Below are 26,967 nucleotides of genomic sequence, written 5' to 3'. Positions count from 1 at the left end.
GGGCGCGGCCACGGACTAGGGTGGAGCGGTGAAGGCAGACCAGTACGTGACGGTGGCCCGTGAGGGCGCGCACGAGTCGGAGATCAACCGCTCGCGCTTCCTGTGCTCGCTCGCGCCCGCCGCGACCGAGCAGGAGGCGCAGGAGTTCGTCGCGCGCATCCGCAAGGAGCACCCCACCGCCTCGCACAACTGCTACGCCTACGTCATCGGCGCCGACGCCGCCGTCCAGAAGGCCAGCGACGACGGGGAGCCCGGCGGTACCGCCGGGGTACCCATGCTGCAGATGCTCATGCGCCGGGACGTCCGCTACGCCGTCGCCGTCGTCACCCGCTACTACGGCGGCGTGAAGCTCGGCGCCGGCGGGCTCATCCGCGCCTACGGCGGCGTCGTCGGCGAGGCGCTCGACGAGCTCGGCACCGTCACCCGGCGGCGCTACCGGCTGGCCACCGTCACCGTCGACCACCAGCGGGCCGGCAAGACCCAGAACGACCTGCGCTCCACCGGCCGGACCGTGGTGGACCTGCGCTACGGGGCCGCCGTGGAGATCGAGGTCGCGCTCCCCGAGGCCGACCTGCCCGCCTTCGAGGCCTGGCTCGCCGACACCACGGCCGGAAGCGCCGCCCTCACCCTCGGCGGGGAGACGTACGCGCCCTGAGCGCCCCCGGGGACGGGTTAGCGTAGAGGGGTTCAGCGAGCGGGAGACGACCAGGGGGAGACGGCATGGGCGGCGGGGCCGGCGAGTGAAGTTCCTGCACACCTCCGACTGGCACCTCGGCCGGGCCTTCCACCGGGTGAACCTGCTCGGTGCCCAGGCCGCCTTCGTGGACCACCTCGTCGAGACGGTCCGCACGCACGAGGTCGACGCCGTCCTCGTCGCCGGCGACGTCTACGACCGCGCGGTGCCCCCGCTGCCCGCCGTCGAGCTGTTCGACCGGGCCCTGCACCGGCTCGCCGAACTCGGGGTGCCCACCGTCATGATCTCCGGCAACCACGACTCCGCGCGCCGGCTCGGGGTCGGGGCCGGGCTGATCGGCCGCGCCGGGATCCACCTGCGGACCGACCCGGCCGGCTGCGCCGATCCCGTCGTACTGGCCGACGTACACGGTGACGTGGCGTTCTACGGGCTGCCGTACCTGGAGCCGGCCCTGGTCAAGGACGAGTTCGCCGCGCGGAAGGTCAGCCACGAGGCGGTCCTGGGCGCGGCCATGGAACGGATCCGGGCCGACCTCGCCACCCGCCCGCCCGGCACCCGCTCCGTCGTCCTGGCGCACGCCTTCGTCACCGGCGGCCAGGCCAGCGACAGCGAGCGCGACATCAGCGTCGGCGGAGTGGAGGCCGTGCCCGCCTCCGTCTTCGACGGGGTGGACTACGCCGCCCTCGGCCACCTCCACGGCTGCCAGACGATCGACGAACGGGTCCGCTACTCCGGTTCCCCGCTCGCCTACTCCTTCTCCGAGGCCGACCACCGTAAGACCATGTGGCTGGTCGAGCTCGGCGCCCGGGGCGAGATCGCCGCCGCCGAGCGCATCGACACCCCCGTGCCGCGCGCCCTCGCCCGGCTGCGCGGACGCATCGACGACCTCCTCGACGACCCCGCGCACGCCGTGCACGAGGACGCTTGGGTGGAGGCCACCCTCACCGACCCGGTCCGCCCCGAGGACCCCATGGCCCGCCTCGCCGCCCGCTTCCCGCACACCCTCACCCTGGCCTTCGACCCCGAGGGCCGCCGCGAGGAGGCAGGAGCCTCCTACGCCCAGCGGCTGCGCGGCCGCACCGACCAGCAGATCGCCGAGGACTTCGTCGCCCACGTACGCGGCGGCGGCCACCCCGACGAGGCCGAACGGGCCGTCCTCCAGGGCGCCTTCGACGACGTACGCGCCGACGACAGCCGCCGGGAGACCCACCGATGAGGCTGCACCGGCTGGCCGTCACCGCCTTCGGCCCCTTCGCCGCCCCCCAGGAAGTCGACTTCGACGCCCTCTCCGGCGCCGGGATCTTCCTGCTGCACGGACCCACGGGCGCGGGCAAGACCTCCGTGCTCGACGCCGTCTGCTACGCCCTCTACGGCTCCGTGCCCGGCGCCCGCCAGGCCCCCGGCACCAGCCTGCGCAGCGACCACGCCGCCGCGGGCACGCCCACCGAGGTCACCCTCGAACTCACCGCGGGCGGCCGACGCCTGGAGATCACCCGCCGCCCCGAACAGGAGCGTCCGAAGAAGCGGGGCACGGGAACCACCAAGGACAAGGCGCAGAGCTGGCTGCGCGAGCACACCGGCGAGGGCTGGGAGGCGCTCAGCCGCTCCCACCAGGAGATCGGCGAGGAGATCGAGCAGCTGCTCGGCATGAGCCGCGAGCAGTTCTGCCAGGTCGTGCTGCTGCCGCAGGGGGAGTTCGCCCGCTTCCTGCGCGCCGACGAGGCGGCCCGCGGCCGGCTCCTCGGCCGGCTCTTCGACACCCGCCGGTTCGCCGCCGTCGAGACCCTGCTCGGGGAGCGCCGCCGGGCCGCCGAGGCCCGGGTCCGGGCCGGCGACGAGAAGGTGCTGCACACCGCCCAGCGGCTCGCCCAGGCCGCCGGGGACAGCGCCGACCTGCGGGCCTGGCCGCTGCCCGGACACCAGCCGGGGGATCCCGGGCTGGCCGGGGCGGTCCGCGCCTGGGCGGCCGTCGCCCGCAGCTCGGCCCGGGAACGGTTCGACGTCGCCGAGTACGCGCTGGCCGCCGTCGAGAGCCGGCACGCCGCCGCCCGGCGGGCCGCCGAGGACGCGCGCGAACTCGACCGGCTCCAGCGCCGGCACGCGGAGACCACCCGCCGGGCCGCCCTGCTCGCCGAGGCGGAGCCCGAGCGCGAGCGCGTGCGCGGCCTGCTGGACGGGGCCCGGCGGGGCGCCCTGGTGGCCCCCGCCCTGGAGCTGCGCGGCGCGGCCTCCTCCGCGCACCTCGCCGCCGCCCACGCCGAGACCGCGGCACGGTCGGAACTGCCGCCCCCGCTGCGCGAGGCCGGCGCCGAGCAACTGGCCACCGTCGAGCAGCGGCTGCGCGAGGAGCTGGGCGCGCTCGGCGCCGCCCACCGCACCGAGCAGCGCAGCGCCGAGATCGGCCGCGAACGGGCCGACCTGGAACGGGAGTCCCGGGCCGCCGAGGAACAGCACCAGGAGTCCGCCGAGTGGCTGGAGCGCTGGGAGGAGACCCGCACCGCGCTCCAGGAGCGGGCGGACGCCGCCCAACAGGCCGCCACCCTGGCCGAGCAGCTCGCGGGCCGGCTGGAGCCGGCCCGGATGAACCTGAGCGCCGCCCGCCGGCGGGACGAGTTCGCCGCCGACGCCGAACGCGCCGAGGGCGAACTGCTCGACCTGCGCGAGGAGTCGGCCGCCGCGCGCGAGAGCTGGCTGGAGCTCAAGGAGGCACGGCTGCGCGGAATCGCCGCCGAGCTCGCCGAGGCACTGGTGGCCGGAGAGGCCTGCACCGTGTGCGGATCCGCGGAGCACCCCGCTCCGGCCCGCCCCGCTCCCGGCCATGTGGACCGGGCCGCCGAGGACGCCGCCCACGCCGCCTTCGAAGAGGCCGAGCAGGCCCGTGCCGCCGTCGAGCGCCGCCTCGCCGCCGCCCGGGAGGCCCGGGCCGAGGCCGCGTCCGCCGCCGGCGACGCCACCACCGCCGAACTCCTGGCCCTGACCGCGGACCTGAGCACCCGCCATGCCGCCGCCCACACGGACGCCGCAGGCCTGCACGCCGCCCGCGAGCGGCTCGCCCGGGCCGAACGGGAGCACTCCGCGCGAAGCGCCGACCGGCTCGACGCCGAGACCCGGGCCGCCGCCAGGGCCTCCCGCCGCGAGGCCCTGGACCGGGAACAGGCCTCGCTGGAGGCCGAACTCGCCCTCGTGCGCCGCGACGCGCCCACCGTCGCGGCCCGGGCCCGGACCCTGGAGGACCGGGTCCGCATCGTCGCCGGGGCCGCGGCCTGCCTGCGCCGGGCCGAGACGGCCGCCGCCCGGCTGAAGGAGGCCGACGACCAGCTCGCCGACGCCGCCTTCAAGGCCGGCTTCGACACCATCGAGGCCGCCGCCGACGCCGTCCTCCCCGAGTACGAACGCACCGCGCTCCAGCACCGGATCGACGCCTGGCAGACGGAGGAGGCCCTCCTCGCCGACCGCCTCGGCGAGAGCGGCACCGCCGAGGCGGCGGCGCTGCCTCCGGCCGCACCGGACGCGGCCGAGGCGTACGCGGTACGGGCCGCGGCGAAGCTCCGTACGGCGGGTTCCGCCTGCGACGCGGCCCGTGTCCGCTGCACCGAGCTGGACCGGCTCTCCCGGCAGATGGAGCAGGAACTGCGCGCGCTCGGCCCGCTGCGCGAGGCCTACGACCGCGTGGCCCGGCTGGCCGGACTGACCGCGGGCACCTCCGCCGACAACGAGCGCAGGATGCGTCTGGAGGCCTACGTACTGGCCGCCCGGCTGGAGCAGGTGGCCGCCGCCGCGACGGTACGGCTGCTGCGGATGTCGGGCGGCCGCTACACCCTGGTCCACTCCGACGCGCGAGCGGGCGGACGGGGCCGCTCCGGCCTCGGGCTGCACGTGGTCGACGCGTGGACCGGCAGTGAGCGGGACACCGCCACCCTGTCCGGCGGCGAGACCTTCTTCGCCTCGCTCGCCCTCGCGCTGGGCCTCGCCGACGTGGTCACCGACGAGGCGGGCGGCACGCGCCTGGACACCCTCTTCATCGACGAGGGCTTCGGCAGCCTCGACGACCAGGCGCTGGACGAGGTGCTCGACGTGCTGGACTCCCTGCGGGAGCGGGACCGCAGCGTCGGCATCGTCAGCCACGTCGCCGATCTGCGGACCCGCGTCCAGGCCCAGTTGGAGATCGTCAAGCAGCGCGGCGGCTCGGTGGTGCGCCACCGCACGGCCGCCCTCACGGACTGAGCGGGCGGCGGGGCAGCGGCGAGGAGTAGACGACGCTGGTCGTCACCGAGCCGAGTCCCGCGATCCGGCCGGTGACCTCCTCCAGGTGTCCCATCGAGCGGGTCGCGACCTTGAGGACGAAGCAGTCGTCGCCCGTGACGTGGTGGGCCTCCAGGATCTCCGGGGTGGCCTCCAGGAAGTCGTGGAACGGCTTGTAGTTGCCGTGCGGATAGCGCAGCCGCACCAGCGCCAGGATCGACTTGCCGAGCTTCTCGGGGTCGACCACGGCCGTGTAGCCGGTGATCACGCCGGCCTCCTCCAGCCGGCGGACCCGCTCGGTGACGGCGCTCGCGGACATCGACACGGAGCGGGCGAGGTCGGTGAAACTGGCGCGGCCGTCCCGCTGGAGCGCTTCGAGGATCCGCCAGTCGGTGGCATCAGGGGAATAGTCGGTCATGGGGCAGGTCTAGCAGGGGATTCCCCGGCGAGACAAGGAGAAGGCCGGGGAATCCCACTTCCAGTGATGATCAACGGATCGTAGATTTCTGGCCATGACGACGACGCAGAACGCCTCCCCCGCCTCCTCCGCCCCCGCCGCCACCAACCCCGTGCTCCGTGTGCCCCCCGCCTCCCCGGCCGCGGCCGCCGCGTACTTCGCCGCCAGCCTGGCTTTCCATGCGGACGTCTCGGACGTCGCGAGCGCCTTCAAGGCCCACCGGGAGTCGGGCGCCGAGCTCGGCTTCCAGCTCGTCGACTCCCGCTCCACGCCCTCCTGGGACCAGGCGCACGTGCCCGGCGCCGTCCACCTGCCCACCGCCCTGATCCCCGAGCAGGCCGAGCGGCTCCTCGACAAGAACCTCCCCGTGGTGACGTACTGCTGGGGCCCCGGCTGCAACGGCGGCACCCGCTCCGCCCTCGCCCTTGCCGAACTGGGCTTCCAGGTCAAGGAGATGCTCGGCGGCATCGAGTACTGGATCCGCGAGGGCTTCGAGGTCGAGACCTGGCAGGGCCCGCAGCAGCGCGGCGAGGCCGACCCGCTGACCGCGCCGACCGACTCGGACGACTGCGGCTGCTGACGTGCCCGGCCCACGCGAACGGGCAGCTCGCTCCCGAGGGAGACGAGCGGCCCGTACGGCGTGCGGTCGCGGTGGCGTCAGAGCTTCGAGAGCTCGTCCAGCAGGTCGTCCAGACCCAGCGAACCCTGCGACAGCGCCGCCATGTGCCAGGCCTTCAGGTCGAAGGAATCGCCGTGCGCCGCACGTGCGTTGTCCCGGCCCAGCAGCCAGGTGCGCTCGCCCAGCTTGTAGCCGATCGCCTGCCCCGGCATGGACAGGTAGCGGGTCAGCTCGCTCTCCACGAACTCGGCCGGCCGGCCGCTGTGCAGGCCGAAGAACTCCTGCGCGAGGTCCACGGTCCACGTCTCGCCCGGGTGGAACGGCGAGTCCGCCGGGATCTCCAGGCCCAGGTGCATGCCGATGTCGACGATGACCCGCGCCGCGCGCATCATCTGGCAGTCCAGGTAGCCCAGGCGCTGCTCGGCGTCCTTGAGGTAGCCCAGTTCGTCCATCAGCCGCTCCGCGTAGAGGGCCCAGCCCTCGCAGTTCGCGCTGACCCAGCCGACCGTGGCCTGGTAGCGGGAGAGCTGGTCCGCCACGTGCGTCCACTGCGCGAGCTGCAGGTGGTGGCCCGGCACGCCCTCGTGGTACCAGGTGGACACCAGGTCGTAGACCGGGAAGCGGGTCTGGCCCATGGTCGGCAGCCAGGTGCGGCCGGGCCGGGAGAAGTCCTCCGAGGGGGAGGTGTAGTACGGAGCCGCCGGGCCGCCCGGAGGGGCGATGCGGGACTCCACCTTGCGCACGCGCTCGGCCAGCTCGAAGTGGGTGCCGTCGAGGTTCTCGATGGCCTCGTCCATCAGGCCCTGCAGCCAGGCCTGGACCTCCTCCACCCCCTCGATGTGGGTGCCGTGCTCGTCCAGGTGCTTGAGCGCCTCCCAGGGGCCGGCACCCGGGAGGATCTTGGCCGCCTCGGTCTTCATCTCGGCGAGCAGCCGGTGGTACTCCGACCATCCGTAGGCGTACGCCTCGTCCAGGTCCAGATCGGTGCCGTTGAAGTACCGGGACCAGCGGGCGTAGCGCTCGCGGCCCACCGTGTCGGGCCGGCCCTCGACGGCGGGCGCGTACACCGCGGTCATCCAGTCGCGCAGTTCGACGACGGCGGCGGTGGCGCCGGCCGCGGCGGCGTCCAGCTCGGCGCGCAGCCCCTTCGGGCCGCCGGAGGCGAAGTCCTCGAAGAAGGGCGCGGCGGTGCCGTCCTGGCCGGCCCAGGTGGTCAGCTGGCCGACCATGGTCCCGGTGGCGCGCGGGCCGCCGTACAGACCGCGCTCCAGGCCGAGCTGCAGGGTCTCGCGGTAGCCGGCGAAGGCGGCCGGGACGGCGCGCAGCCGCTCGGCGATGGCCGCCCAGTCCTCGTCGGTGTCGGCCGGGGTCAGGGAGAAGACCTCGCGGACCGAGTGCACGGGGCTGTGGATGTTGCTGACCGCGCGCAGGTCCTCGTCGGCCTCGTGGACCGCGAGCTCGGCGGTGAGCCGTTCGCGCAGCAGCCGGCCGCAGCGCCGCTCGGCGTCGCTTTCGGCGCCGGGCAGCGCCTCGGCGGCGTCGAGGCGGGCGAGGGTCTCGCGGGAGAGCTCGGCGACGGCGGCGCGGCCCGCCGGGGAGAAGTCCGGGAGCTTGGCGGAGCTCTCGGCTACACCCAGGTAGGTGCCGGTGATCGGGTCGAGGGCGATGAGGCCGTCGACGTAATCGTCGGCCACCTGGCGGGGCAGCCGGGGGGCGCTGCCGGTGTGGAGGGTCTCTGACATGCGGCCATCTTCGTATGTCATGCATGCTCCCGTCATCACCGATTGTCGTCAGCCTCCTGACACGGGCCGGGGCACGGCTGGCGGAGATGGCCCGCGGTGATCAACCGGCCCTGGGCACAAGCGACTTCAGGGGACGGAGGGGACGCGGTCGAGGAAGGCGCGGTCCGCAGTTTGGCCGGATCCGAACGGAGGCGCCCGCTCCGGCCGGAGCGGGCGCCCGGGGGTGTGGCGGTCGGCCGGGGCTCAGTGCGGGCGGTGCTGAGCCCGGTGCTCCTGCGGCAGTCCGCGGGGGAGCCCGTACGCCTGCCGCGAGCCGACACCGGTCGCGTCCAGCCGGGCCGTGATCACCAGAGTGCCCTCCTCGATCTGGTAGTCGAGGGGGAGGCCGAGCCCGCGCATGGCGGCGACCATGCCGGTGTTGGCGGCCTGGGTGACGGCGTACACGCTGTCGCACCCGGCCTCGACGGCCATGGCCACGAGCCGGCGCAGCAGCTCCGAGCCGATGCCGCGGCGCTGCCAGTCGTCCTCGATGAGCAGGGCGATCTCGGTCTCGTCGCCGTCCCACAGCAGGTGGCCGAGGGCGACGAGCCTGCCGGACGCGGTGGTGGCGGCGAGCGTGCGGCCGAAGCGGGGGCTGAGGAGGTGGCCGAGGTAGCGGTCGGCGTCGGCGACGGGGCCGTGGTAGCGCAGCCCGAGGGTCCGCTCGGAGCAGCGGTCGTGCATGGCGCGGGCCGCGGGCAGGTCGGAGCCGTCGGCGCGGCGCACGGTGATCTCGTTGCCCTCCGGGAGGGTCAGCACGTCCTGGCTGCGCGGGACGCGCGGGCCGAGCCGGGCGTCGAGCTCGACGAGGGCGCGGGCGCGGGCGAACTCGGTCGGGGTGAACGGCAGGTAGGGCCGCTCCACGGTGATCGCGCCGCCCGAGGGGTCGCGCAACCGCATGACCGTCGCCTCCAGCACGCCCTCGACCGGGGCGTCCGCACCGGCGTTCGGGCGGCCGGAGAGGGTGGTCGCCGGGATCGAGTGGATCGTGCAGCGGCCGAGCAGCTGACGCAGGGCGAGGGGGAGCTCGGCGGCGTCCAGCGCGGTGCGGGTGGCCAGGCCCAGCAGCCGGGTCGGGGTGTCGACGAGGTCGTGGGCGTCGGCGCGCTCGATCCAGGTGCTGTGGCCGCCGGCCCGGGAGACGGCCCGGGTGAGGTCGCCGGAGGGGAGCTGCTGCGGGGCGCGCAGCAGGAACTCGTCGACGGTGCCGCCCTCGGGCAGCGGGTGCGTCTGGAGGGTCAGGATGTCCACGCCGTTGCGGGCCAGGGCGGTGCACAGGACGGCCAGGGAGCCGGGCTGGTCGCGTACGGTCGTGCGCATCCGCCACAGGGCGGTGGCCCCGGCGGCCCCGGCGGCCCCGGCGGTTCCGGGGGCGGCAGTTCCGGGGGTGGTGGCCGCGGACGGCGCCGGATCGCCCGGCGGCGTCGTGCCGGGCGGCGGCGCATGGCTGTGGCGCCGCGCCCACCAGGTGTGGAACGCCGCGGTCACCAGCAGCGCGATGGCCGAGGCGACCAGCAGGATCGGGCCCCTGGGGCCGTGCACGACGAGATTGGCGATGGCGTCGGCGACCGCGACGGCGCAGAACAGTGCGGCGAGTTCGACGACGTCGCGGCGCCAGTGGTGGCGGTGGGGACGCTGGGCGGAGGCGTGGGTACGGTCAGTCATGCACACCACTGTTGCTCAGGGGTGTTGCGTGATCACGAACGATCTGTGACCGACTGGTTAAGTGTCCATCTGGCCGATTTCACCCAGTTTTCGGGGCCTTTTCCAGGTCGCCCGCCTGGCCCACGCGCCCGGGGCGGAGCGTCCGGGTGAAGAGCACGCCCCCGCCCTGGCGGCGCAACCGGACGGTGAGGTCCCCGCTGCCGCCGTCGATGTCGACCTCCCCGTAGTACGGGGGGTTCTCGGACGGCGACATGTTGGCGAAGGGCGCCGACTGCACGAAGGCCGCCCGGGGGCCGAAGGTGGCGTCGAGCCGCCCGGCCGGGAAGCCGCCGGCCCCGATGGGGCCGGAGACGAACTCCCAGAACGGCGCGAAGTCGGTGAAGGCGGCCCGCTCGGGCGCGTAGTGGTTGGCGGCGGTGTAGTGCACGTCGGCGGTGAGCCAGAGGGTTCCGGTGATCCGCTGGTGCTTGATGTGCCGCAGCAGTTCGGCGATCTGCAGCTCCCGGCCCAGCGGGGCCCCCGGGTCGCCCTGGGCGACGGCCTCGAAGTTCGCCGCCCCGTCGGGGACGACGATGCCCAGCGGCATGTCCGAGGCGATGACCTTCCAGGTGGCCCGGGAGCGGGAGAGCTCGCGCTTGATCCAGGCCAGCTGCTCGGCGCCGAGGATGCCGATCGGGTCCTCGGCCTGGTCGCCGGGGGAGTTGGCGTTGCGGTAGGTGCGCATGTCGAGCACGAAGACGTCGAGGAGCGGGCCGTGCCGCATCACGCGGTACATACGGCCCTCGGTGCGGCCCCCGCGCAGGTCGGTGACCGGGAAGTACTCGCCGAAGGCGCGCCGCGCGCGGGTGGCGAGGGTGTCGGCCTCCTTGACGGTGTAGCGGGGGTCGTCGATCAGCTGGCCCGGGTACCAGTTGTTGCGCACCTCGTGGTCGTCCCACTGGGCGAGGACGGGCACCTGGGCGTTGAAGGCCAGGAGGTTGCGGTCGAGGAGGTTGTAGCGGAAGTTCCCGCGGAACTCCTCGAGGGTCTCGGCGACCTTGGACTTCTCCGCGGTGGTGATGTTGCGCCAGACGGTGCCGTCGCGCAGCGGCACGGCCGACTTGATCGGCCCGTCGGCGTAGATGGTGTCCCCGCTGAAGAGGAAGAAGTCGGGGTCGCGACGGCGCATCTCGTCGAAGACGCGGTACCCGCCGACGTCGGGGTTGATGCCCCAGCCCTGGCCCGCGAGGTCCCCGGACCACAGGAAGCGCACGTCGCGGCGGCGCGAGACCGGGGTGGTGCGGAAGGCGCCGTGGACGGGCTCGGAGGTGCGGCGGGGGTCGTCGGGGTCGGCCAGCACGACCCGGTAGTGGATCTGCTGCCCGGGCGGGAGGTCGCGCAGGACGGTGGTCCCGGTGAAGTCGCTCGACGGGCCGAGCAGTGGGCCGCGGTGGCGGCGTACGGCGTAGCGGAACGCCTCGCTCGGAGAGGTCTCGACGTACATCCGCGCGAGGCGGTCGGAGCGGGTCCACACGGTGGCCGAGTGTGCGGTGATCTCGCCGGACTGGACGCCCCAGTACGCGTTCGGCCGCCCGGAGCGGGCGAAGGCGGGGGCGGCGAGCGCCGGAGCGGCCAGCAGCGCGGAGGACAGGGCGAGGGAACCCCCGATGAGGGACCGTCGGGTGTGCGGGGTCGATGCCATCGGTGCGTCTCCAGGGGGGCGGCGAGGACGGGTCGGACCAGGGTGCCGCCGCGCACCGGCCCGGCCGCGTCGCCCACGCGAACCGCGGATGAACAGCCGCCAGCAGCTCATCCGTTCAGACGTTCAACCTCTTGACCGCAGCCGGCCCCGCACACTCACGCGACCGGGGCGGCGGCGCTGCGGGCCGTGTCCAGGACCACGCGGGCGACGAGCGCCGGATCGTCGCTCATCGGGACGTGGCCGCAGCCCGGGAGACGGACCAGCCGTGCGCCGGGCACGGTGTGCTTGGCGCGGACGCCCTGGCGGCGCAGCAGCAGCCGGTCGCGGGTGCCCCACGCGATGGTGACCGGAAGCCCCGGCACGTCGTGGGCGAAGCGTACGGAACCGCCCGCGGCCAAGGTGTCCTCGAACCCGGTGGCGTGGCGCAGGGCGAGGGTCTCGGCGACCACGGCCTCGGGCGAACGGCGGGACGGGCGCGCGTAGATGGTGCCCGTGAGTGCGGCGCGGCCGGCGGCGCTGCGCGAGAGCCGGTCGACGGCGGGGAGGGGGAGCGCCTTCGCGCCGGCCCGCATGGCGAGGAGCGCGGCGAAGGCGTAGCGCCGCTCGCCCTCGGTCCAGAAGCCGGCGGGGGAGAGGGCCGTGACCGAGCGGACGAGATTGCTCCGGCCCATTTCGAGGGCGAGCAGGCCGCCCAGGGAGTTGCCCGCGACGTGCGGGCGCTCCACGCCGAGGGCCGTGCAGAGCGCGCCGAGGGCCGGGGCCACGGTTTCCAGGGAGTACGGAACGCCCTGGGGCAGCGGCTCCGAGGCGCCGAAGCCCGGCAGGTCGACGGCGATCACGTCGTGCTCGGCGGCCAGGATGTCGGTCACCGGCTGCCAGGCCTGGAGGTGGTGGCCGATGCCGTGCAGCAGCAGGAGTGGTTCGCCCGAGCCCTTGCGCTCGTAGGCGACGGTGGTGGTGCGGGGGCCGAGCGGCGAATCGATCGTGAAGGAGACCGTGGCGGTCATGCTGCTCCTCGTCGGTTGGACTGCTGCGAGACAGGCTGTCAGGAGTGCCCACCGCCATGATTACCGTCGGGTAGCCCTTGACTACAAGCCCTTGTGGTGCGCGAGAACATCCCGTGAACGGCTTGATACATATGCCCGATCTGCCCGGCAAAGGTATGAGCATTGGTCTTGACCAAGGGGGTGCACCGTCCTATCGTCGCAGGGATAGTGCAGGAACCTTTAATAAACAAGGGCGCGGAACTGCCGCTGGAACACACGGCGAGTGCAGCGATGGCAGGAGGAGTCAGGGTGGGGACCACGCAGCTGGAAACGGTGCCGGAACCGAAGTACTGGCACCTCAAGACCGTCCTCAGCGAGGCGCTCGACCAGGACTTCGCCGTCGGCGAGGTGCTGCCCAACGAGCGTGAACTCGCAGCCCGCTTCGGGGTCGCCCGCGCGACCCTGCGCCAGGCGCTGGAGCAGCTGGAGCTCGAAGGCCGGCTGCAGCGCCGCCGCGGTGTGGGCACCACCGTCGCCCCGCCGCGCGTCGGCGTCGCCGTCGGCAGCGCGCAGCACAGCTGGCCCGGGGAGGCCGTGGACGGCTGGGAGCCGCAGGACGCCTCGGAGGCCCTGCCGCCCGCCGCGGTGCTGAAGCTCCTCGGAACCGGTGGGGCGTTCGCCGCCGACCAGCCGGTCCACACCGTGCGCCGCACCAGGATGACGAACGGTCAGGCCGTCGCCGCCGAGCTGCTGTACGTGCCGGCCGCCTCGGTGCCCGGACTGCCCGCCATCGAGGCCCCGTCGGGTCCCGCGCGTGCGCGTGCCGTGCTGCGCGAGCTGCAGCGGCTGGTCCTCGACGGGCAGGACCGCTCCGTGGAGCTCGGATCCGCCCGCGCCGACGACGCCAAGGAACTGGACCGGCTGCCCGGCGCTCCCGTGCTCCTGGTCACCACCCGGTACTTCACCGCGGCCGGCACCGCCGCCGTCTCGGTGGCGACCTACCGCGCCGACACCTGCCGCCTCACCTTCGGGGACTCGGGCGGGGTCGAGATCACGCACGAGCCCGTCGCCTCCTGACGGCTTACGAGCCGGGAGAGCCGGGAGAGCCGGCAGAGCCGGTACACGAGTGGCCCCGACCCGCGTCTGCGGGGGCGGGGCCACTCGCGTACCGGCGCTCCGGGCTGCGCGGGCGGACCCGCGCACGCTCGTCCGGTACGGGGTGTCAGCGGCGGCGGGCCGTGACGGTCTTCTCCACGGCGAAGAGCTCCTCCTCGACGTGGTCGAGCGCGAGCCGGAGGGCGCCGGTCGCCACCGCCGCCTCGCCGAGGAGCGACAGGGCCACGCGTGGCGGGCGCAGGCAGTAGCGCTCCAGCTCCCGGCGCAGGGGTTCCAGGACGCCGTCCAGGCCGGCCGCCCAGCCGCCGACGACCACCAGCTCCGGATCCATCGCCAGCACCAGCGCCGCCACATCGTGCACCAGGCGCTGCAGGAACCTTTCCACGGCGGCGACCGCCCGCTCGTCGCCGCGCCTGGCCTTCGCGAAGACCTCGGCGACGGCCGCCTCGTCCAACGGGTGCAGGGGCTCGCCCGTGGTCGACAGGAGCCGCTCGGGCGTCGCCTCGCGGCCCAGCAGGTGCAGGGCGCCGATCTCCCCGGCCGCCCCGCCGAAGCCCCGGTGCAGCCGGCCGCCGATGAGCGAGCCCGCGCCGGGACTGAGCCCCGCCATCACGAACACCATGTCCCCGGTGTCCCGCGCGGCGCCCTTCCAGTGCTCGGCGACGGCCGCCGCGTTGGCATCGTTCTCCACCTGGACCGGGCAGCGGAACGAGCGCCGCAGCCGGTCCCCGAGCGGCAGCCCGGTCCAGCCGGGCAGGGCGGTGCCAAGGCGTACGGTGCCGTCCGCCTCCACGATCCCGGGGCTGCCGACCCCCACGGCACGCAGGGAGTCCCGCGGCACTCCGGCACGGCGCAGGAGATCGGCGACGGCCGCGCGCACCCGCTCCAGCCGCTCGTCGGCCGAGGCCGTCTCGGCGACCTCCTTGGTGCCCGCGCCGATGATGCGGCCGTCCAGCCCGGACAGCAGGACCGCGACCCGGTGTGAGCCGATCTCTATGCCGAGCAGGTGCCCTGCCTCGGTCCGGAACCGGAACCGCCTGGCCGGACGCCCCTGCCGCCGCGCGCCCTCCTCCGCGTCGGCCTCGACGACGAGCCCGGTCCCGATCAGCCCTTCCACGACCCCTTCGACGGTCGGCCGGGAGAGCCCGGTCAGCCGTGTGAGGTCGGTGAGGGTCGGCGACCCGGCCGTCCGCAGTGCCCGCAGCACCACCGCGGAATTGATCCGCCGAAGCAGAGAGGGATCCCCGCCGGTCAGCTGCCCCAACGTGTGTCCTCCCAGCTAGCGAGCTTGTCAGCCGGATCGTACTGCGCGCCGGGTGCGGCGGCGAGAAGCAGCCCCCCATCGGCCGGAGCGGGCCCTTTGGCTCAGGCCGGTGAGACGAAGCCCGACTCGTACGCCGTGATCACCGCCTGGGTGCGGTCCCGGGCTCCCAGCTTCGCCAGGATCGCACTGACATGGGACTTCACGGTCTCCGTGCCAATGATCAGCTCGGACGCGATCTCCACGTTGGTGAGCCCCCGCGCCATGAGCCGCAGGACCGCTTCCTCCCGCTCCGTCAGGGCGGCCCGCTCCAGCACCGCCCGTGCCTGCCGGTTGCCGTACTCCGCGGCCAGGGCCCGCACGGCCGCCGGGAAGAGCAGGGTCTCGCCCTCCGCAACCAGCCGCACGGCGTGCACGATCTCGGAAGGCCGGGCCCGCTTCAACAGGAACCCGTCGGCTCCGGCCCGCAGCGCCTGGTAGACGTACTCGTCGTTCTCGAAGGTGGTCACCACGAGGATCTTCGGCGGGGAGTCCACCGTGCGCAGCACCGCTCGGGTCGCCTCGATCCCGTCGAGCAGCGGCATCCGTACGTCCATGGCGACCACGTCCGGCCGCAGCTGCCGCACGAGCGGGATCACGGAGGCGCCGTCGGCCGCCTCACCCACCACCTCGATGTCGGGTTGGGAGTCCAGGACGGCGCGCAGACCCGCGCGGACCAGGGGTTCGTCGTCGACGAGCAGTACGGTAACCGGCATCCGGTCAGCGTATTCGCTCCAGCGGAAGCCGTGCGCGCACCCTCCAACCGCCCCCGTACGGGCCGGTCTCGGCCTCCCCGCCGAGCAGCGCGGCCCGTTCACGTATCCCGCGCAGTCCGCTGCCGCCGCCGAGCGTGACACCGGGGCGCTCGGGCAGTGCGTTCGTCACCTCCAGGTCCAGCCGGTCCACGGCCATCTCCACCCGCACCCGGACCGGCACGGGACCGCAGTGCCGCAGCACGTTGGTGAGCGACTCCTGCAGGATGCGGTACCCCTCCCGGGTGACCGGCCCCGGCAGCTTCTCCAGCGGCCCCGTCAGTCGTGCGTCCACCTCGGAGCCGGAGGCCCGGGCCGACTCCAGCAGCCGGTCGGCCTCCGCCAGCGTCGGCCGCTGTGACGGCGGCTGCCCGGACTCCCGCAGGACCCCGAGCACCCGCTCCAGGTCCTCCAGAGCGGCGCGGCCCGTCTCCTCGATGGCGGCCAACGCCCGGTCGGTGAAGGCGGGATCACCCGCGGCACGCGCCGCCCCCGCCTGCACGACGGCCACGGTCAGCGCGTGCCCGATGGAGTCGTGCAGCTCCCGCGCGATCCGGGTGCGCTCCAGCAACTGCTCCGTACGCGCCTCCAGGGCACTCAGCCGCTCGGCCGCGGAGGGACTGAGCAACCGGGTCGCGATCGCAGTGATCAACTCGCCGAGCAGGACCACGACGACCATCAGGACGAGGAGCGGAACGGGTGCCAGCAGCGCGGCGACCCACCGGCTCTCGGGTATGAGCGGCGCCAAGGGCCCGGGATCCGGTGAATAGCCGAGGGCGTTCGCGATGAGTTCGACGGTCAGCGCGGGCATCCAGACGGTGGCGGCCACCGCACCCGTCGCGATGACCATCCGCGTCTCCAGCCACAGCACCGTCCGCCAGCGGTCGCCCCAATGCGCCGAAGGAGCCAGGCTTATGGCGCCTTCGGCGGAGCCACGGTCGTACGGCGTGAGCAGGAACTGAGCCTGGAGGCCCTCCGCGAGCCGCACCCAGGGGACCAGCCCGAAGGGCATGACGAGGAGCATCGGCCCCCACGGCCACTCCGGCACCACGAACATCCATATGGCGAGCAGCAGCAGGGGCACGCAGAGGTGCAACCAGCGTGAATAGGTCACTGGTTGGAACGGAGCCCGCAGCAGTCGGTACATGGGTCCATCGTGGCAGGGGCCTGCTCGCTTCCGTCTCCCCCACGTGGGGGAGACGGCACCCTCGCACGGGGGAGGAAAGGGGGTGGGGCCGGCGGCGAATCTTGAGCCATGAACAGCATCGAGCTCCGAGAACTGACCAAGGCATACGGCGCCCACCGTGCGGTGGACGGCCTCACCTTCGATGTCCTGCCCGGGCGGGTCACCGGATTCCTGGGCCCCAACGGCGCCGGGAAGTCGACCACCATGCGCCTGCTGCTGGGCCTGGACCGGCCCACCTCCGGCACGGCCGCCATCGGCGGCCGGCGCTACCTCGACCTTCCCGACCCGCTGCACCGCGTCGGCGCCCTCCTGGACGCGCAGTCGGCGCACGGCGGGCGCACCGCCCGTGACCACCTGCGCTTCCTCGCCGCCGCCGGCCGCATCCCGGCACGCCGGGTGGACGAGGTTCTGGAGCAGGCCGGGATAGCGTCCGTGGCCGGGCGGCGGATCAAGTCCTTCTCACTCGGTATGCGCCAGCGACTGGGCATAGCCGCCGCGCTGCTGGGCGATCCCGGGGTGCTCCTCCTGGACGAGCCGACCAACGGCCTCGACCCGGAAGGCATCATCTGGATCCGCGAGCTGATGCGCGGCCTCGCCGCCGAAGGGCGCACCGTGCTGGTCTCCAGCCACCTCATGTCCGAGACCTCCGCGCTTGCCGACCACCTGGTCGTACTCGGCAACGGAAAGCTGCTGGCCGACACGTCGATGGAGGAGTTCATCGATGCCCGCAGCACTCGGAGGGTGCGCCTGCGCACCTCCGAACCGGGCCGGCTGCGGACCGCCCTCGCCCGGGACGGCTTCGACCTGGCCGTTGCGGGAGACGGGCGATGGACCGTCGAGGGCATACAGGCCGAGCAGCTCGGCAACCTGGCCGCCCGGGAGGGCATTCCCGTGCTGGAACTGTCCGACGAGCGCGCCTCGCTGGAGCAGGCCTACCTCGATCTCACCGCCGACCACGCGCAGTTCACCGCAACCCACTGACGTCCCGACCACAGGAGGCTCCGCCATGCGCGCCGCTCTGCCCACCGTCCCCACCCTGCACTCGGAATGGATCAAGATACGGTCCCTGCGCGGCAGCCTCGGAGGACTCATAGCCGTCTTCGTCGTCACCGCCGGCATCCAGGCGCTCACGGCAGCGGCCATCGGCCGGTCCGAGGACGGCAGCATGGGCGACGATCCGCTCTTCGCGGCCTACTACGGCATCTCCTTCGGCCAGATCGCCGCCATGGTCTTCGGCGCCGGCGCCGTGTCCTGCGAATTCCACAACGGGGCGCTGCGCACCTCGCTGGCGGCGGTGCCGAACCGCACCCGCTTCTACCTGTCGAAGATCGCGACGGTGGGCGTCCTGGCCCTGCTGGCGGGTCAGGTCACCGGGCTCGTCACCTTCGTCGCGGGCCAGGCGTTCATGGGCCAGTACGCCCTTGAGCTCGGCGACCCGGGTACCTACCGTGCTGTCGTCGGCAGCGGGCTCTACCTCACGCTGATGGCGCTGTTCGCGGCCGGGCTGACTGCGGTGCTCCGCAGCGGGACGGTCGTCCTGAGCCTGCTCATACCCTTCGTCCTGCTGGTGTCCTTCGTCGTCGGAGAGGCCGCGGGCGGCGCGGCCCAGTTCCTACCGGACCGCGCGGGCCAGTTGGTCCTGCACGCCCAGACGCAGGGCGACCTCGGTCCCTGGAGCGGGCTCGGCGTGATGGCCCTGTGGGCCGGAGCCGCGGTGCTCGGCGGCTGGCTGGCGGTGCGCCGCAGGGACGCGTGACAGCGGGCCAGTTGTCAGTGCCGGTCGGGATACTGACGGCATGACCACGGCAGAGCACCTCGACACGATCGACCGGCTCCTGGCGGAGGAGTTCCCCCGGGAGCCGGTGCGGACCGTCGACAGCAGCAGCGGTCCGGGATTCCACCTGGTGCGGCTGTCCCGGACACGGCCCTTCTGGGACGACGACGGCTCGGGCCGGATCGAGGCCGCCGACCAGATCAGTGCCGAATACACGGCGCTCGCGCAGGCCGCGACCGACCGGTGGGGAGAACCGCAGATCTTCAGCCTGGGGACGCTGAGGGACCGTGTGGTGGCGGGGGAGGAGATACCGGATCCATGGAAGGAACTGTGCTGCAGCACCGACCACGTCCACCTGTGGCGGGTCGGGGAGCACTGGCTGGTGGCCTGTGTGACGCAGCGGGACGAAGAGGACCCCTACCTGCTGACGGCGGGTGCCACCGTCGTGGACCCGCCCTAGGGTGGCCCGCGTGAGCGACGTGTACGAGCTGATGATTGCCCTCGACCTGCGGGACGAGATCTCCGAGGCGGAACTGTCCGAGCTGAACTGGCATCTGGGGACCGGTCCCCGGCCGGAGCGCCTGACCATCGTCACCGCATTCCCGGTCGTGGTGCTGGACGACGCGGGCCTGCCGGTGATCGAGGACGATCCCCGCCCACTGCTCGCCGGGCGGGGCGCCGCGTGGCGGGTGGGCGGGGCCCTCTGCTCGGCACTGGCGAGCCGTGCGGACCGGGCGCGGAAGGGCTGGTCGCTGATGTCCCGGCAGGAGATACACCCGGACGACTTCGACGAGGTCGGCCGACGGCTCTGCTGGCTGGCCGCAAGGGCCCACCCGACACACGTGCGTGGAGACGGCACCGTCGGGATCGGCTTCCTCAGGTTCCACGAGGCCGAGGTCCCCGACGCCCTCCAGGTCGAGAGCGGACGGGTCGCCTGGCCCGCTTGACCGAACGGCTCCGGGGAGGGCAGTCCTGCGGCCGGAAGTGCCTCGGCTGCTCAAGGGCGCGGGCCGATACCTTCAGCGCGCCGGCGGGGTGGAACCCGATTCCAGCCGGAGCCCCGTGCGACGTGCCGACTCCTGCCAGACTCTGGCCGTGGCTGACATATCAGGGCAGTTGATCCCCGTGGTCTCCGCGCTTGCGGGGGTCGCTCTCACGCTCCTGGGCAACGCGCTCTTGGAGCGCAGCAAGTGGCGCCAGAGCCAGCGGAGCGAGCAGCGTGTCCGCTCTCTCGAGTCGTTTACGGAACTCCTGCAAGCCGTCACCGACATCGCGCGGACGCTGAGGCAGACAGCTGAACAGATCGACGAAGGCCGAGATGTCGACATGCAAGCGGTCGCGGACCGGATCGACGACCTTGTGGGTCAAGTCCGGCGGCAGGGCACGGTGGCCCGGATTGTTGGACCGCGCAGTGCATTCACCTTGATCACAAGCCTGGAGGGACAGATCGCCCCGGTCTACCGCCTGGTGGCTGAGGCCGCGCGGTCGGGGAACGGGGCTGCTCTCGTCGAGCCGGCTCGCCGGCTGATGAAGACACGGGATGCCTTCGTCGATCACCTGCGGAGCGTCGACGGCATGTCTTGACCCTGAGGCTGGGCTGCCGCCCGTGATGGGGCCGTCCGTCGTGCCGGAGGCATGCCGCCGACAGCTGGTCATCGCCCGCTCGCGAACGCTAGAACGCTTCCGCGTCGGGCATCTGTCCGTCGAGCTGCTGTGAAGAGGGCCCGGGGGATTCCGCGGCTTCGCGGAGGCGGGCGTATTCCTGGGCCATGGTGTCGGCGGTCCAGTGGGCGTTGAGGCCGCTGGGGTTGGGGAGGGCCCAGATGCGGGTGGAGCCGATGGTGCGCTCCTGGGGGCCGATCTGTGCCTTCTTCTCGCCGAAGGCCGTGCGGTAGGCGGTCACTCCCACCACCGCCAGCCACTGGGGGCGCAGCAGTTCCACCTTGGCCGTCAGGATGCGGCCGCCCTCGCGGAACTCCTCGGCGCTCAGTTCGTCGGCGCGGGCCGTGGCGCGGGCCACGACGTTGGTGATGCCGAGGCGGTAGGTCAGCAGCTCCTCCTGCTCCGCGGGAGCCAGTCGGCGCGGGGTGAAGCCGGACAGGTGCAGGACCGGCCAGAAGCGGTTGCCGGGACGGGCGAAGTGGTGGCCCGTCGCGGCGGAGAGGAGACCGGGGTTGATCCCGCAGAACAGCACACGCAGACCGCCCGCGACCACGTCCGGGAGGACGCGGTCGCGGGCGGCGTTCAGCTCTTCGGGGGTCAGAGGATCGACCCCGGCGCGTACCCGGCGGCCTCCGGGTGCTGCTTGGCGATCGCCTCGATGCGGGCCACGACCGTCGACACCTGGTCGCCCGCGGCGCCGGTGAAGGACAGCTTGTCGGCCATCAGCGCGTCGAGCTGGGCGCGGTCCAGCGGCATCCGCTCGTCGGCGGCCAGCTTGTCCAGCAGCTCGTTGCGCTCGGCGCCCTGCTCGCGCATGGCGAGCGCGGAGGCCACGGCGTGCTCCTTGATGACCTCGTGGGCGGCCTCGCGGCCCACGCCCGCACGCACCGCGCCCATCAGGACCTTGGTGGTCGCGAGGAAGGGCAGGTAGCGGTCGAGCTCGCGGGCGACGACCGCCGGGAAGGCGCCGAACTCGTCGAGGACCGTCAGGAAGGTCTCCAGCAGGCCGTCGAAGGCGAAGAAGGCGTCCGGCAGGGCCACGCGGCGGACCACGGAGCAGGAGACGTCGCCCTCGTTCCACTGGTCGCCGGCCAGCTCGCCGGTCATCGAGGCGTAGCCCCGCAGGATGACCATCAGGCCGTTCACGCGCTCGCAGGAGCGGGTGTTCATCTTGTGCGGCATCGCCGAGGAGCCGACCTGGCCGGGCTTGAAGCCCTCGGTGACCAGCTCGTGGCCGGCCATCAGGCGGATCGTCTTCGCGATCGAGGACGGTGCGGCGGCCAGCTGCACCAGGGCGGTGACCACGTCGTAGTCGAGGGAGCGCGGGTAGACCTGGCCGACCGAGGTGAAGGCGTGCGCGAAGCCGAGGTGGGAGGCGATGCGCTGCTCGAGGTCGGCGAGCTTGGCGGCGTCGCCGCCGAGGAGGTCGAGCATGTCCTGGGCGGTGCCGACGGGGCCCTTGATGCCGCGCAGCGGGTAGCGCTCGAGGAGGTTCTCCAGGCGGTCGTAGGCCACCAGCAGCTCGTCGGCGGCCGTCGCGAACCGCTTGCCCAGGGTGGTCGCCTGCGCGGCCACGTTGTGGGAGCGGCCGGCCATGACCAGCTCGGCGTGCTCGCCGGCCAGCTTGCCGAGGCGGGCGAGCACGGCGACCGTACGGTCGCGGGCCAGCTCCAGCGAGAGCCGGATCTGGAGCTGCTCGACGTTCTCGGTGAGGTCGCGGGAGGTCATGCCCTTGTGGACGTGCTCGTGGCCGGCGAGGTCGTTGAACTCCTCGATCCGGGCCTTCACGTCGTGCCGGGTGACCTTCTCGCGCTCGGCGATGGAGGCGAGGTCCACGTTCTCCAGGACGCGCTCGTAGTCGGCGAGGGCCGCGTCCGGGACCTCGATACCGAGGTCCTTCTGGGCGCGCAGCACGGCGAGCCACAGCCGCCGCTCCAGCGTCACCTTGTACTCGGGGGACCACAGGACGGCGAGCTCCGCGGAGGCGTAGCGGCCGGCCAGGACATTGGGGATGCGGGGCTTGGCAGTCACGTGTAGGGATTCTACTTGGGCCGCAGCTGTGTGTTTACGCAGGTCGGGCGACCGCTCGCGATTGTGCCTTGCTACGAGAGCGGAAGGTCCCGGTAGGGCTGCAGTTCGGGCCGCTTGGCCGGGCGGCCGTCCCCCGAGGAGCGGCCCGTCAGGCGGCGGCCGATCCAGGGGAGCAGGTGCTGCCGGGCGAAGCTCAGGTCCTGGGACCGGCGCACCGCCCAGCCGGGCGGCTCGGCGACGGGCAGTTCGGTGCGCCAGTCCAGCTCGGCGGGCAGGCCCAGAGTCTGCCAGACGGCCTCCGCCACCCGGCGGTGGCCCTCGGCCGTCAGGTGCAGCCGGTCGACGTCCCACATCCGGGGGTCCGCGAGGACCGGGGCGCCGTAGAGGTCCACGACCAGGGCGCCGTGCCGGGCCGCGAGCTCGTCGATGGTGGCGAAGAGCTGCTCCATGCGGGGGCGGAAGCGCTCCATCACCGGCCCGTTGCGCCCCGGGGAGCGCATCAGGACGAGCTGCTTGCAGGAGGGCGCGAGCAGTTCGACGGCCGACTCCAGGTGCTCCCGGACCAGGCCCATGTCGACTTTGGGGCGCAGGGTGTCGTTCAGCCCGCCCACCAGGGTGACCACGTCGGCGCCCATCGCGGCGGCCACGGGGGCCTGGTCCTGCGCGATCTGCCCGATGAGCTTTCCGCGGACCGCGAGGTTCGCGTAGCGGAAGTCCGGCTCGCGCGCCGCGAGGCGGGCGGCCAGCAGATCGGCCCAGCCCCGGTAGGAGCCGTCCGGCAGGAGGTCGGACATGCCCTCGGTGAAGGAGTCGCCGACCGCGACAAAACTGGTGTAAGAGGCATTCATCTCCATGGCGGAGTGATGTTACCGCGCGGTACCCCGACCCCGCAGGGCCGGGGACCCGCGCTCCCCGCGCGCACTACGCGGAGGCCGGCCTGCCGAACAGCTCCCGCAGCACGTCCTCCATCGTCACCAGGCCCGTCATGGCACCCTCCGCCCCGAGGACCGCCGCCAGGTGGGTGCGGCTGCGCCGCATGGCGGTCAGCACGTCGTCCAGCGGGGTCTCCGCCCGTACCTGCGCGATCGGGCGCAGCGCAGACGCCGGGAACGGCTCGTCGCGCGACTCCCCGTCGGCGTCGAGGGCGTCCTTCACGTGCAGGTAGCCAAGGATCCCCTGCTGCGCGTCGACCACCGGGAAACGGGAGTACCCGCTCTCGGCCGACAGCCGCTCCAGCCCGGCCGGGGTGATGCCCTGGCGCGCGGAGATCACCCGTTCCGCCGGGAGCACCACGTCGGTCACCGGCCGCCGGCCCAGTTCGAGGGCGTCGTGCAGACGCTCGCTCGCCCGGTCGTCGAGCAGCCCCGCGTCACTGGAGTCCTTCACCATCCGGGCCAGTTCGTCGTCCGAGAAGGTCGCCGCGACCTCGTCCTTGACCTCCACCCGCAGCAGCCGCAGCAGGGTGTTGGCGAAGGCGTTGATCGCGAAGATCACCGGCCGCAGTGCCCGCGTGAGCGTCACCAGCGGCGGCCCCAGCGCCAGCGCCGTACGGACCGGCTCGGACAGCGCCACGTTCTTCGGCAGCATCTCGCCGAAGAGCATGTGCAGGTACGTCGCCAGGGCCAGCGCCACCACGAAGGAGATCGCGTGCGTCAGCCCCGACGGCACCCCGACCAGGTCGAAGAGCGGGGTCAGCAGATGGGCGATGGCGGGCTCGGCCACCACACCCAGCACCAGGGTGCACAGGGTGATGCCGAGCTGCGCCGCGGCCATCAGCGCCGACACGTGCTCCAGCCCCCACAGGACGGCGCGGGCCCGCCGGTCGCCCTGCTCGGCGTACGGCTCGATCTGGCTGCGCCGGACCGAGATCAGCGCGAACTCCGCGCCGACGAAGAAGGCGTTCACGACCAGGGTCGCCAGGCCGATCAACAGCTGGATCACGGTCATCGCGCGTCCTCCGTCCCCTCCGCGGCCCCGGCGGTCCCGTCGGGCGCGTGCAACAGCACCCGGGCCGCCCGGCGCCCGATGTCGTCCACCACGTCCAGCTCCCAGCCGTCCAGCTGCAGGCTGTCGCCGACGGCCGGGATCCGGCCCAGCTCGGTCGCTATCAGGCCCGCCAGGGTCTCGTACGGGCCGTCCGGCACCCGCAGCCCGATCCGCCGGAGCTGGTCGGTGCGCGCGGCGCCGTCGGCGGAGTACAGCTGCCGGCCGGAGGCGTCCGTACCGGCCGGGGCCAGGTCGGGGGTCTCGTGCGGGTCGTGCTCGTCGCGCACCTCGCCGACGACCTCCTCGACGATGTCCTCCAGCGTCGCCACGCCCGCCGTTCCGCCGTACTCGTCGATGACCACGGCCATGGTCTGCTTGCCGGACAGCCGGTCCAGCAGCCGGTCCACGGTCAGCGACTCCGGTACGAGGAGGGGCGCGCGCAGCAGCTGCGACACCGGGCGGCGGCGCCGCTCCTCGGCGGGCAGCGCCAGCACGTCCTTGATGTGGACGGTGCCGACGACGGTGTCGAGGCTTCCGCGGTAGACGGGGAAGCGGGACAGGCCGGTGGCCATCGTCGCGTTCGCCACGTCCTCGGCGGTGGTCTGCACGTCGAGGGCGGTGACCTGGACGCGCGGGGTCATCACGTTCTCCGCGGTCAGGTCGGCCAGGTTCAGGGTCCGCACGAACAGCTCGGCCGTGTCCTTCTCCAGGGCGCCCTGCTTGGCGGAGTGACGGGCCAGGGCGACCAGCTCCTGCGGGGTGCGTGCGGAGGCCAGCTCCTCGGTCGGCTCCATGCCGAAGCGGCGCACCAGGTGGTTCGCGGTGGTGTTGAGGTGGCTGATGAGCGGCCGGAACGCCCGGCTGAAGATCCGCTGCAAGGTCGCCACCCGCTTGGCGATCGCCAGCGGGGAGGAGATGGCCCAGTTCTTCGGCACCAGTTCGCCGACGACCATCAGCACGACGGTGGACAGGGCCGTTCCGAGGACCAGGGCCGTGGAGGAAGCGGCGCTCGCCGACAGCCCCATGGCTTCGAACGGCCCCTGGAGCAGGGCGGCGATCGAGGGCTTGGCGAGCATGCCGATGACCAGGCCGGTCACGGTGATGCCGAGCTGGGCGCCGGAGAGCTGGAAGGTGAGGGTGCGGACGGCCGCGAGGGCACTGTCGGCACCGCGCTCACCGCGCTCGGCGGCCCGCTCGAGTTCGCTGCGCTCGACGGTCGTGAGGGAGAACTCGGCCGCGACGAAGACGCCGCAGGCGAGGCAGAGCAGCAAGGCCACGACGAGCAGGAGCACCTCGGTCATCGGTCGATCACCTCCGTCCCATGATCGGCCAGGAAGAGGGGGATCGCGCGATGTCGCGGCGCAGCGGGATGTCGTGGACCGGGAGGCTCGCCCATGGGCGGACGCTCACACACCTTTCACTCGGGAGGGGTCTGCTCCACATGGTAAAGGAACGGCAAAGCGTGTGGATCGTCCTTTTGGCGGAGCACGCCTGATGATGGGATCCGGGCATGAGCGATCTTCACATAGGCCCGGCCTCGGCCGGAGACCTCGGTGCCGTACTGGACTTCTGGAAGACCGCCGCCGAGGGGACGAGCATCAGCGACGACCTCGCGGGCATCGGGCGGCTGCACGAACGGGACCCCCAGGCGCTGCTCCTCGCGCGCCGCGACGGTGAGCTGGTCGGGACCGTGATCGCGGGGTTCGACGGCTGGCGCTGTCACCTCTACCGGCTCGCCGTGCATCCCGGGCACCGGCGGCAGGGGGTGGGCAGTGCGCTGCTGGCCGCCGCCGAGGAACGTTTCGCCGCGCTGGGCGGGCGGCGGGCCGACGCGATGGTGCTCGACCGCAACGAGCGGGCACACCCGGCGTGGGAGGCGGCCGGGTACGGGCCGCAGGAGGCGTGGACGCGGTGGGCCAAGCCGCTCGCCTCGCCGGCGGGGCCGCAGGTTTCCGGGGGTGGGCGCCCCGGATCCGCGTGAACCCGGGGTGCCGATGGCGGGGCTGCGCCCCGGACCCCGCGCTGCGGACGGCTGCGGTGCCGTAGTTCTCCGGGGGCGCCCCCGGATCCGCGTGAACGTGAGGTCCGGGCCCGGGGCCCCCGCCGCCAGCGCCTGCGGGCTCAAGATCGGGGCTCCGCCCCGGACCCCGCGCCTCAAACGCCGGCGAGGCTGGATCAGCACCGGCTGGGGCTGGGCGGTGTTGCCGGGTGTGGGCCCGGGCCCGGGGGTCCGGCCCAGGTGTGGGACGGGGCCCGGGGCCGGTTCGGGGGTGGGGCGGTTTCAGGCGTCGGCCGGGGTGTAGGCCGGCGGGGACCAGGTGGTGAGGAAGGACTCCGCCGACCAGGTGCCCGACAGGGGCGGGGCCAGCCAGGAGGCGGCCGCGGCGCGGAAGCGCTCCGGGGGCAGGGTGCCCGAGCCCTCCGGGACCGCGCCCAGGAGCGGCAGCTCCGAGGACTTCGGGAGGTCGGCCAGGTTGCAGCGGGCCGCCAGGTCCGGGGAGTGCGGCCAGCTGCCGACCACCACGCCGAGCGCGGCCAGGCCGCGGGCCCGCAGCCCCTCCGCCGTGAGGGTCGTGGAGTTGAGGGTCCCCAGACCCGCCTGGGCGACGATCAGGGTCGGGGCGTCCAGCAGGCGCGCCGCGTCGGCCAGCGTGTTGCCCGCCTCGTCGAAGCGCACGAGCAGTCCGCCCGCACCCTCCACCAGGACCAGGTCGTGGTCCTCGGACAGCCGTCGCGCGGCCTCCGCGATCTGCGCCGGGGCCAGCGTCGGCAGCCCCGCGCGACGGGCGGCCGTGTCCGGCGCCAAGGGCTCCGGGTAGCGGGCCAGTTCCATCGCCGTGACGGAGGGGCCGGCCAGCCGCACCACCTCCGCCGCGTCCCCCGGCTCCTGCGGGCCCACACCGGTCTGCGCCGGCTTGAGCACCGCCACCGAGCGGCCGGCCGCCACGGCCGCCGCCGCGACGGCCGAGGTGACCACGGTCTTGCCGATCTCCGTGCCCGTCCCGGACACGATCAGTACGGACATCTCAGCCTTC

At 73.5% G+C, this 26,967-nt stretch carries 25 protein-coding genes; 11 read left to right on the top strand and 14 right to left on the bottom strand.

Features of this window, described 5'->3' with window-relative positions:
• Positions 1-28 precede the first annotated feature (28 nt).
• From AB0O53_RS31670 to AB0O53_RS31660, 3 genes are all read left to right on the top strand, one after another.
• The gene (locus AB0O53_RS31670) at positions 29-655 is read left to right on the top strand and encodes a YigZ family protein (RefSeq protein WP_350990726.1); all 627 of its coding nucleotides are present in this window, start codon (positions 29-31) and stop codon (positions 653-655) included.
• 85 nt (positions 656-740) lie between these two features.
• Positions 741-1,910 carry an exonuclease SbcCD subunit D gene (locus AB0O53_RS31665; protein WP_350990728.1) on the top strand — a complete coding sequence of 390 codons (1,170 nt, stop codon included), beginning with the start codon at positions 741-743 and terminating at the stop codon, positions 1,908-1,910.
• Positions 1,907-4,918, top strand: a complete 3,012-nt coding sequence (locus AB0O53_RS31660; RefSeq protein WP_365200182.1) for an AAA family ATPase — start codon at positions 1,907-1,909, stop codon at positions 4,916-4,918. Before AB0O53_RS31665 ends, AB0O53_RS31660 begins: the two co-directional genes overlap by 4 nt.
• Here AB0O53_RS31660 and AB0O53_RS31655 read toward each other — a convergent pair.
• Positions 4,908-5,354: an Lrp/AsnC family transcriptional regulator gene (locus AB0O53_RS31655; protein WP_350990732.1), complete on the bottom strand. Its 447-nt coding sequence runs from the start codon at positions 5,352-5,354 to the stop codon at positions 4,908-4,910. The two genes, AB0O53_RS31660 and AB0O53_RS31655, sit on opposite strands and share 11 nt — an antisense overlap.
• Positions 5,355-5,448: 94 nt before the next feature.
• On the opposite strand from AB0O53_RS31655, the gene AB0O53_RS31650 reads away from it, so the two are divergent.
• Entirely contained in the window at positions 5,449-5,973 is a 525-nt protein-coding gene (locus AB0O53_RS31650) for a rhodanese-like domain-containing protein (protein WP_365200179.1), read from the top strand.
• A gap of 77 nt (positions 5,974-6,050) precedes the next feature.
• Here the strand turns inward: AB0O53_RS31650 and AB0O53_RS31645 are convergent, their stop codons facing one another.
• The 4 genes from AB0O53_RS31645 to AB0O53_RS31630 all read right to left on the bottom strand — a co-directional run bounded on the left by AB0O53_RS31645 (position 6,051) and on the right by AB0O53_RS31630 (position 12,146).
• Positions 6,051-7,754 (bottom strand): DUF885 domain-containing protein, encoded by a 1,704-nt coding sequence (locus AB0O53_RS31645; protein ID WP_350990734.1) that lies wholly within the window; start codon positions 7,752-7,754, stop codon positions 6,051-6,053.
• A gap of 243 nt (positions 7,755-7,997) precedes the next feature.
• Entirely contained in the window at positions 7,998-9,458 is a 1,461-nt protein-coding gene (locus AB0O53_RS31640; protein ID WP_350990736.1) for a GNAT family N-acetyltransferase, read from the bottom strand.
• A gap of 79 nt (positions 9,459-9,537) precedes the next feature.
• Positions 9,538-11,139, bottom strand: coding sequence for an alkaline phosphatase D family protein (locus AB0O53_RS31635; RefSeq protein ID WP_350990738.1), 1,602 nt, complete (start codon positions 11,137-11,139; stop codon positions 9,538-9,540).
• 155 nt (positions 11,140-11,294) lie between these two features.
• A complete protein-coding gene (locus AB0O53_RS31630) occupies positions 11,295-12,146 on the bottom strand; it encodes an alpha/beta fold hydrolase (protein ID WP_350990740.1) in 852 nt (283 codons plus the stop codon).
• 288 nt (positions 12,147-12,434) lie between these two features.
• On the opposite strand from AB0O53_RS31630, the gene AB0O53_RS31625 reads away from it, so the two are divergent.
• A complete protein-coding gene (locus tag AB0O53_RS31625; RefSeq protein WP_350990742.1) occupies positions 12,435-13,202 on the top strand; it encodes a GntR family transcriptional regulator in 768 nt (255 codons plus the stop codon).
• 145 nt (positions 13,203-13,347) lie between these two features.
• Here AB0O53_RS31625 and AB0O53_RS31620 read toward each other — a convergent pair whose 3' ends face one another.
• The 3 genes from AB0O53_RS31620 to AB0O53_RS31610 all read right to left on the bottom strand — a co-directional run bounded on the left by AB0O53_RS31620 (position 13,348) and on the right by AB0O53_RS31610 (position 16,440).
• Positions 13,348-14,505 (bottom strand): ROK family transcriptional regulator, encoded by a 1,158-nt coding sequence (locus AB0O53_RS31620; protein WP_350990744.1) that lies wholly within the window; start codon positions 14,503-14,505, stop codon positions 13,348-13,350.
• Between the two features lie 101 nt (positions 14,506-14,606).
• Positions 14,607-15,257, bottom strand: coding sequence for a response regulator (locus AB0O53_RS31615; RefSeq protein ID WP_183069011.1), 651 nt, complete (start codon positions 15,255-15,257; stop codon positions 14,607-14,609).
• A gap of 4 nt (positions 15,258-15,261) precedes the next feature.
• Positions 15,262-16,440 carry a sensor histidine kinase gene (locus AB0O53_RS31610; RefSeq protein ID WP_365200173.1) on the bottom strand — a complete coding sequence of 393 codons (1,179 nt, stop codon included), beginning with the start codon at positions 16,438-16,440 and terminating at the stop codon, positions 15,262-15,264.
• Positions 16,441-16,548: 108 nt separating this feature from the next.
• Between AB0O53_RS31610 and AB0O53_RS31605 the strand changes: the two genes are divergently transcribed.
• The 5 genes from AB0O53_RS31605 to AB0O53_RS31585 all read left to right on the top strand — a co-directional run bounded on the left by AB0O53_RS31605 (position 16,549) and on the right by AB0O53_RS31585 (position 19,837).
• On the top strand, positions 16,549-17,460 hold the full coding sequence (locus tag AB0O53_RS31605; protein WP_350990747.1) for an ABC transporter ATP-binding protein: 912 nt from the start codon (positions 16,549-16,551) through the stop codon (positions 17,458-17,460).
• Positions 17,461-17,485: 25 nt separating this feature from the next.
• Entirely contained in the window at positions 17,486-18,235 is a 750-nt protein-coding gene (locus AB0O53_RS31600) for an ABC-2 transporter permease family protein (RefSeq protein WP_365200169.1), read from the top strand.
• A 40-nt stretch (positions 18,236-18,275) separates the two neighbouring features.
• Positions 18,276-18,713, top strand: a complete 438-nt coding sequence (locus tag AB0O53_RS31595; RefSeq protein WP_365200167.1) for a hypothetical protein — start codon at positions 18,276-18,278, stop codon at positions 18,711-18,713.
• Positions 18,714-18,723: 10 nt separating this feature from the next.
• Positions 18,724-19,200 carry a hypothetical protein gene (locus AB0O53_RS31590; RefSeq protein WP_365200164.1) on the top strand — a complete coding sequence of 159 codons (477 nt, stop codon included), beginning with the start codon at positions 18,724-18,726 and terminating at the stop codon, positions 19,198-19,200.
• A 148-nt stretch (positions 19,201-19,348) separates the two neighbouring features.
• On the top strand, positions 19,349-19,837 hold the full coding sequence (locus AB0O53_RS31585; RefSeq protein ID WP_365200161.1) for a hypothetical protein: 489 nt from the start codon (positions 19,349-19,351) through the stop codon (positions 19,835-19,837).
• Positions 19,838-19,925: 88 nt separating this feature from the next.
• Here AB0O53_RS31585 and mug read toward each other — a convergent pair whose 3' ends face one another.
• The 5 genes from mug to AB0O53_RS31560 all read right to left on the bottom strand — a co-directional run bounded on the left by mug (position 19,926) and on the right by AB0O53_RS31560 (position 25,233).
• Positions 19,926-20,516: a G/U mismatch-specific DNA glycosylase gene (gene mug / locus AB0O53_RS31580; protein ID WP_350991429.1), complete on the bottom strand. Its 591-nt coding sequence runs from the start codon at positions 20,514-20,516 to the stop codon at positions 19,926-19,928.
• Positions 20,513-21,946 (bottom strand): adenylosuccinate lyase, encoded by a 1,434-nt coding sequence (gene purB / locus AB0O53_RS31575; protein ID WP_359125651.1) that lies wholly within the window; start codon positions 21,944-21,946, stop codon positions 20,513-20,515. The genes mug and purB overlap by 4 nt, the downstream gene beginning before the upstream one ends.
• A 71-nt stretch (positions 21,947-22,017) precedes the next feature.
• The gene (locus AB0O53_RS31570) at positions 22,018-22,800 is read right to left on the bottom strand and encodes an SGNH/GDSL hydrolase family protein (protein WP_350990756.1); all 783 of its coding nucleotides are present in this window, start codon (positions 22,798-22,800) and stop codon (positions 22,018-22,020) included.
• A 67-nt stretch (positions 22,801-22,867) separates the two neighbouring features.
• Complete coding sequence (locus tag AB0O53_RS31565; RefSeq protein ID WP_350990758.1) at positions 22,868-23,893, bottom strand: hemolysin family protein; 1,026 nt, start codon at positions 23,891-23,893, stop codon at positions 22,868-22,870.
• A complete protein-coding gene (locus tag AB0O53_RS31560) occupies positions 23,890-25,233 on the bottom strand; it encodes a hemolysin family protein (protein WP_350990760.1) in 1,344 nt (447 codons plus the stop codon). Before AB0O53_RS31560 ends, AB0O53_RS31565 begins: the two co-directional genes overlap by 4 nt.
• Before the next feature lie 209 nt (positions 25,234-25,442).
• Here AB0O53_RS31560 and AB0O53_RS31555 point away from each other — a divergent pair, with 209 nt between their 5' ends.
• Positions 25,443-25,913: a GNAT family N-acetyltransferase gene (locus tag AB0O53_RS31555; protein ID WP_350990762.1), complete on the top strand. Its 471-nt coding sequence runs from the start codon at positions 25,443-25,445 to the stop codon at positions 25,911-25,913.
• A gap of 300 nt (positions 25,914-26,213) precedes the next feature.
• Here AB0O53_RS31555 and bioD read toward each other — a convergent pair whose 3' ends face one another.
• Positions 26,214-26,957: a dethiobiotin synthase gene (gene bioD / locus AB0O53_RS31550; protein ID WP_365200157.1), complete on the bottom strand. Its 744-nt coding sequence runs from the start codon at positions 26,955-26,957 to the stop codon at positions 26,214-26,216.
• Positions 26,958-26,967 lie beyond the last annotated feature (10 nt).

The sequence above is a fragment of the Streptomyces erythrochromogenes genome (genome assembly GCF_040684695.1).
Classification (GTDB): domain Bacteria; phylum Actinomycetota; class Actinomycetes; order Streptomycetales; family Streptomycetaceae; genus Streptomyces; species Streptomyces erythrochromogenes_C.
This window is presented reverse-complemented; position numbering and strand designations above follow the sequence as displayed.

What these genes read in the sequence shown, in the direction of transcription:
- AB0O53_RS31600 (WP_365200169.1), top strand. Translation starts at nt 17,486, where the DNA reads ATGCGCGCCGCTCTGCCCACCGTCCCCACCCTGCACTCGGAATGGATC.
- AB0O53_RS31565 (WP_350990758.1), bottom strand. Translation starts at nt 23,893, where the DNA reads ATGACCGTGATCCAGCTGTTGATCGGCCTGGCGACCCTGGTCGTGAAC.
- AB0O53_RS31570 (WP_350990756.1), bottom strand. Translation starts at nt 22,800, where the DNA reads ATGGAGATGAATGCCTCTTACACCAGTTTTGTCGCGGTCGGCGACTCC.
- AB0O53_RS31595 (WP_365200167.1), top strand. Translation starts at nt 18,276, where the DNA reads ATGACCACGGCAGAGCACCTCGACACGATCGACCGGCTCCTGGCGGAG.
- AB0O53_RS31650 (WP_365200179.1), top strand. Translation starts at nt 5,449, where the DNA reads ATGACGACGACGCAGAACGCCTCCCCCGCCTCCTCCGCCCCCGCCGCC.
- bioD (WP_365200157.1), bottom strand. Translation starts at nt 26,957, where the DNA reads ATGTCCGTACTGATCGTGTCCGGGACGGGCACGGAGATCGGCAAGACC.
- AB0O53_RS31555 (WP_350990762.1), top strand. Translation starts at nt 25,443, where the DNA reads ATGAGCGATCTTCACATAGGCCCGGCCTCGGCCGGAGACCTCGGTGCC.
- AB0O53_RS31630 (WP_350990740.1), bottom strand. Translation starts at nt 12,146, where the DNA reads ATGACCGCCACGGTCTCCTTCACGATCGATTCGCCGCTCGGCCCCCGC.
- AB0O53_RS31610 (WP_365200173.1), bottom strand. Translation starts at nt 16,440, where the DNA reads ATGTACCGACTGCTGCGGGCTCCGTTCCAACCAGTGACCTATTCACGC.
- AB0O53_RS31615 (WP_183069011.1), bottom strand. Translation starts at nt 15,257, where the DNA reads ATGCCGGTTACCGTACTGCTCGTCGACGACGAACCCCTGGTCCGCGCG.
- AB0O53_RS31640 (WP_350990736.1), bottom strand. Translation starts at nt 9,458, where the DNA reads ATGACTGACCGTACCCACGCCTCCGCCCAGCGTCCCCACCGCCACCAC.
- AB0O53_RS31660 (WP_365200182.1), top strand. Translation starts at nt 1,907, where the DNA reads ATGAGGCTGCACCGGCTGGCCGTCACCGCCTTCGGCCCCTTCGCCGCC.
- AB0O53_RS31560 (WP_350990760.1), bottom strand. Translation starts at nt 25,233, where the DNA reads ATGACCGAGGTGCTCCTGCTCGTCGTGGCCTTGCTGCTCTGCCTCGCC.
- AB0O53_RS31635 (WP_350990738.1), bottom strand. Translation starts at nt 11,139, where the DNA reads ATGGCATCGACCCCGCACACCCGACGGTCCCTCATCGGGGGTTCCCTC.
- AB0O53_RS31645 (WP_350990734.1), bottom strand. Translation starts at nt 7,754, where the DNA reads ATGTCAGAGACCCTCCACACCGGCAGCGCCCCCCGGCTGCCCCGCCAG.
- AB0O53_RS31605 (WP_350990747.1), top strand. Translation starts at nt 16,549, where the DNA reads ATGAACAGCATCGAGCTCCGAGAACTGACCAAGGCATACGGCGCCCAC.
- AB0O53_RS31655 (WP_350990732.1), bottom strand. Translation starts at nt 5,354, where the DNA reads ATGACCGACTATTCCCCTGATGCCACCGACTGGCGGATCCTCGAAGCG.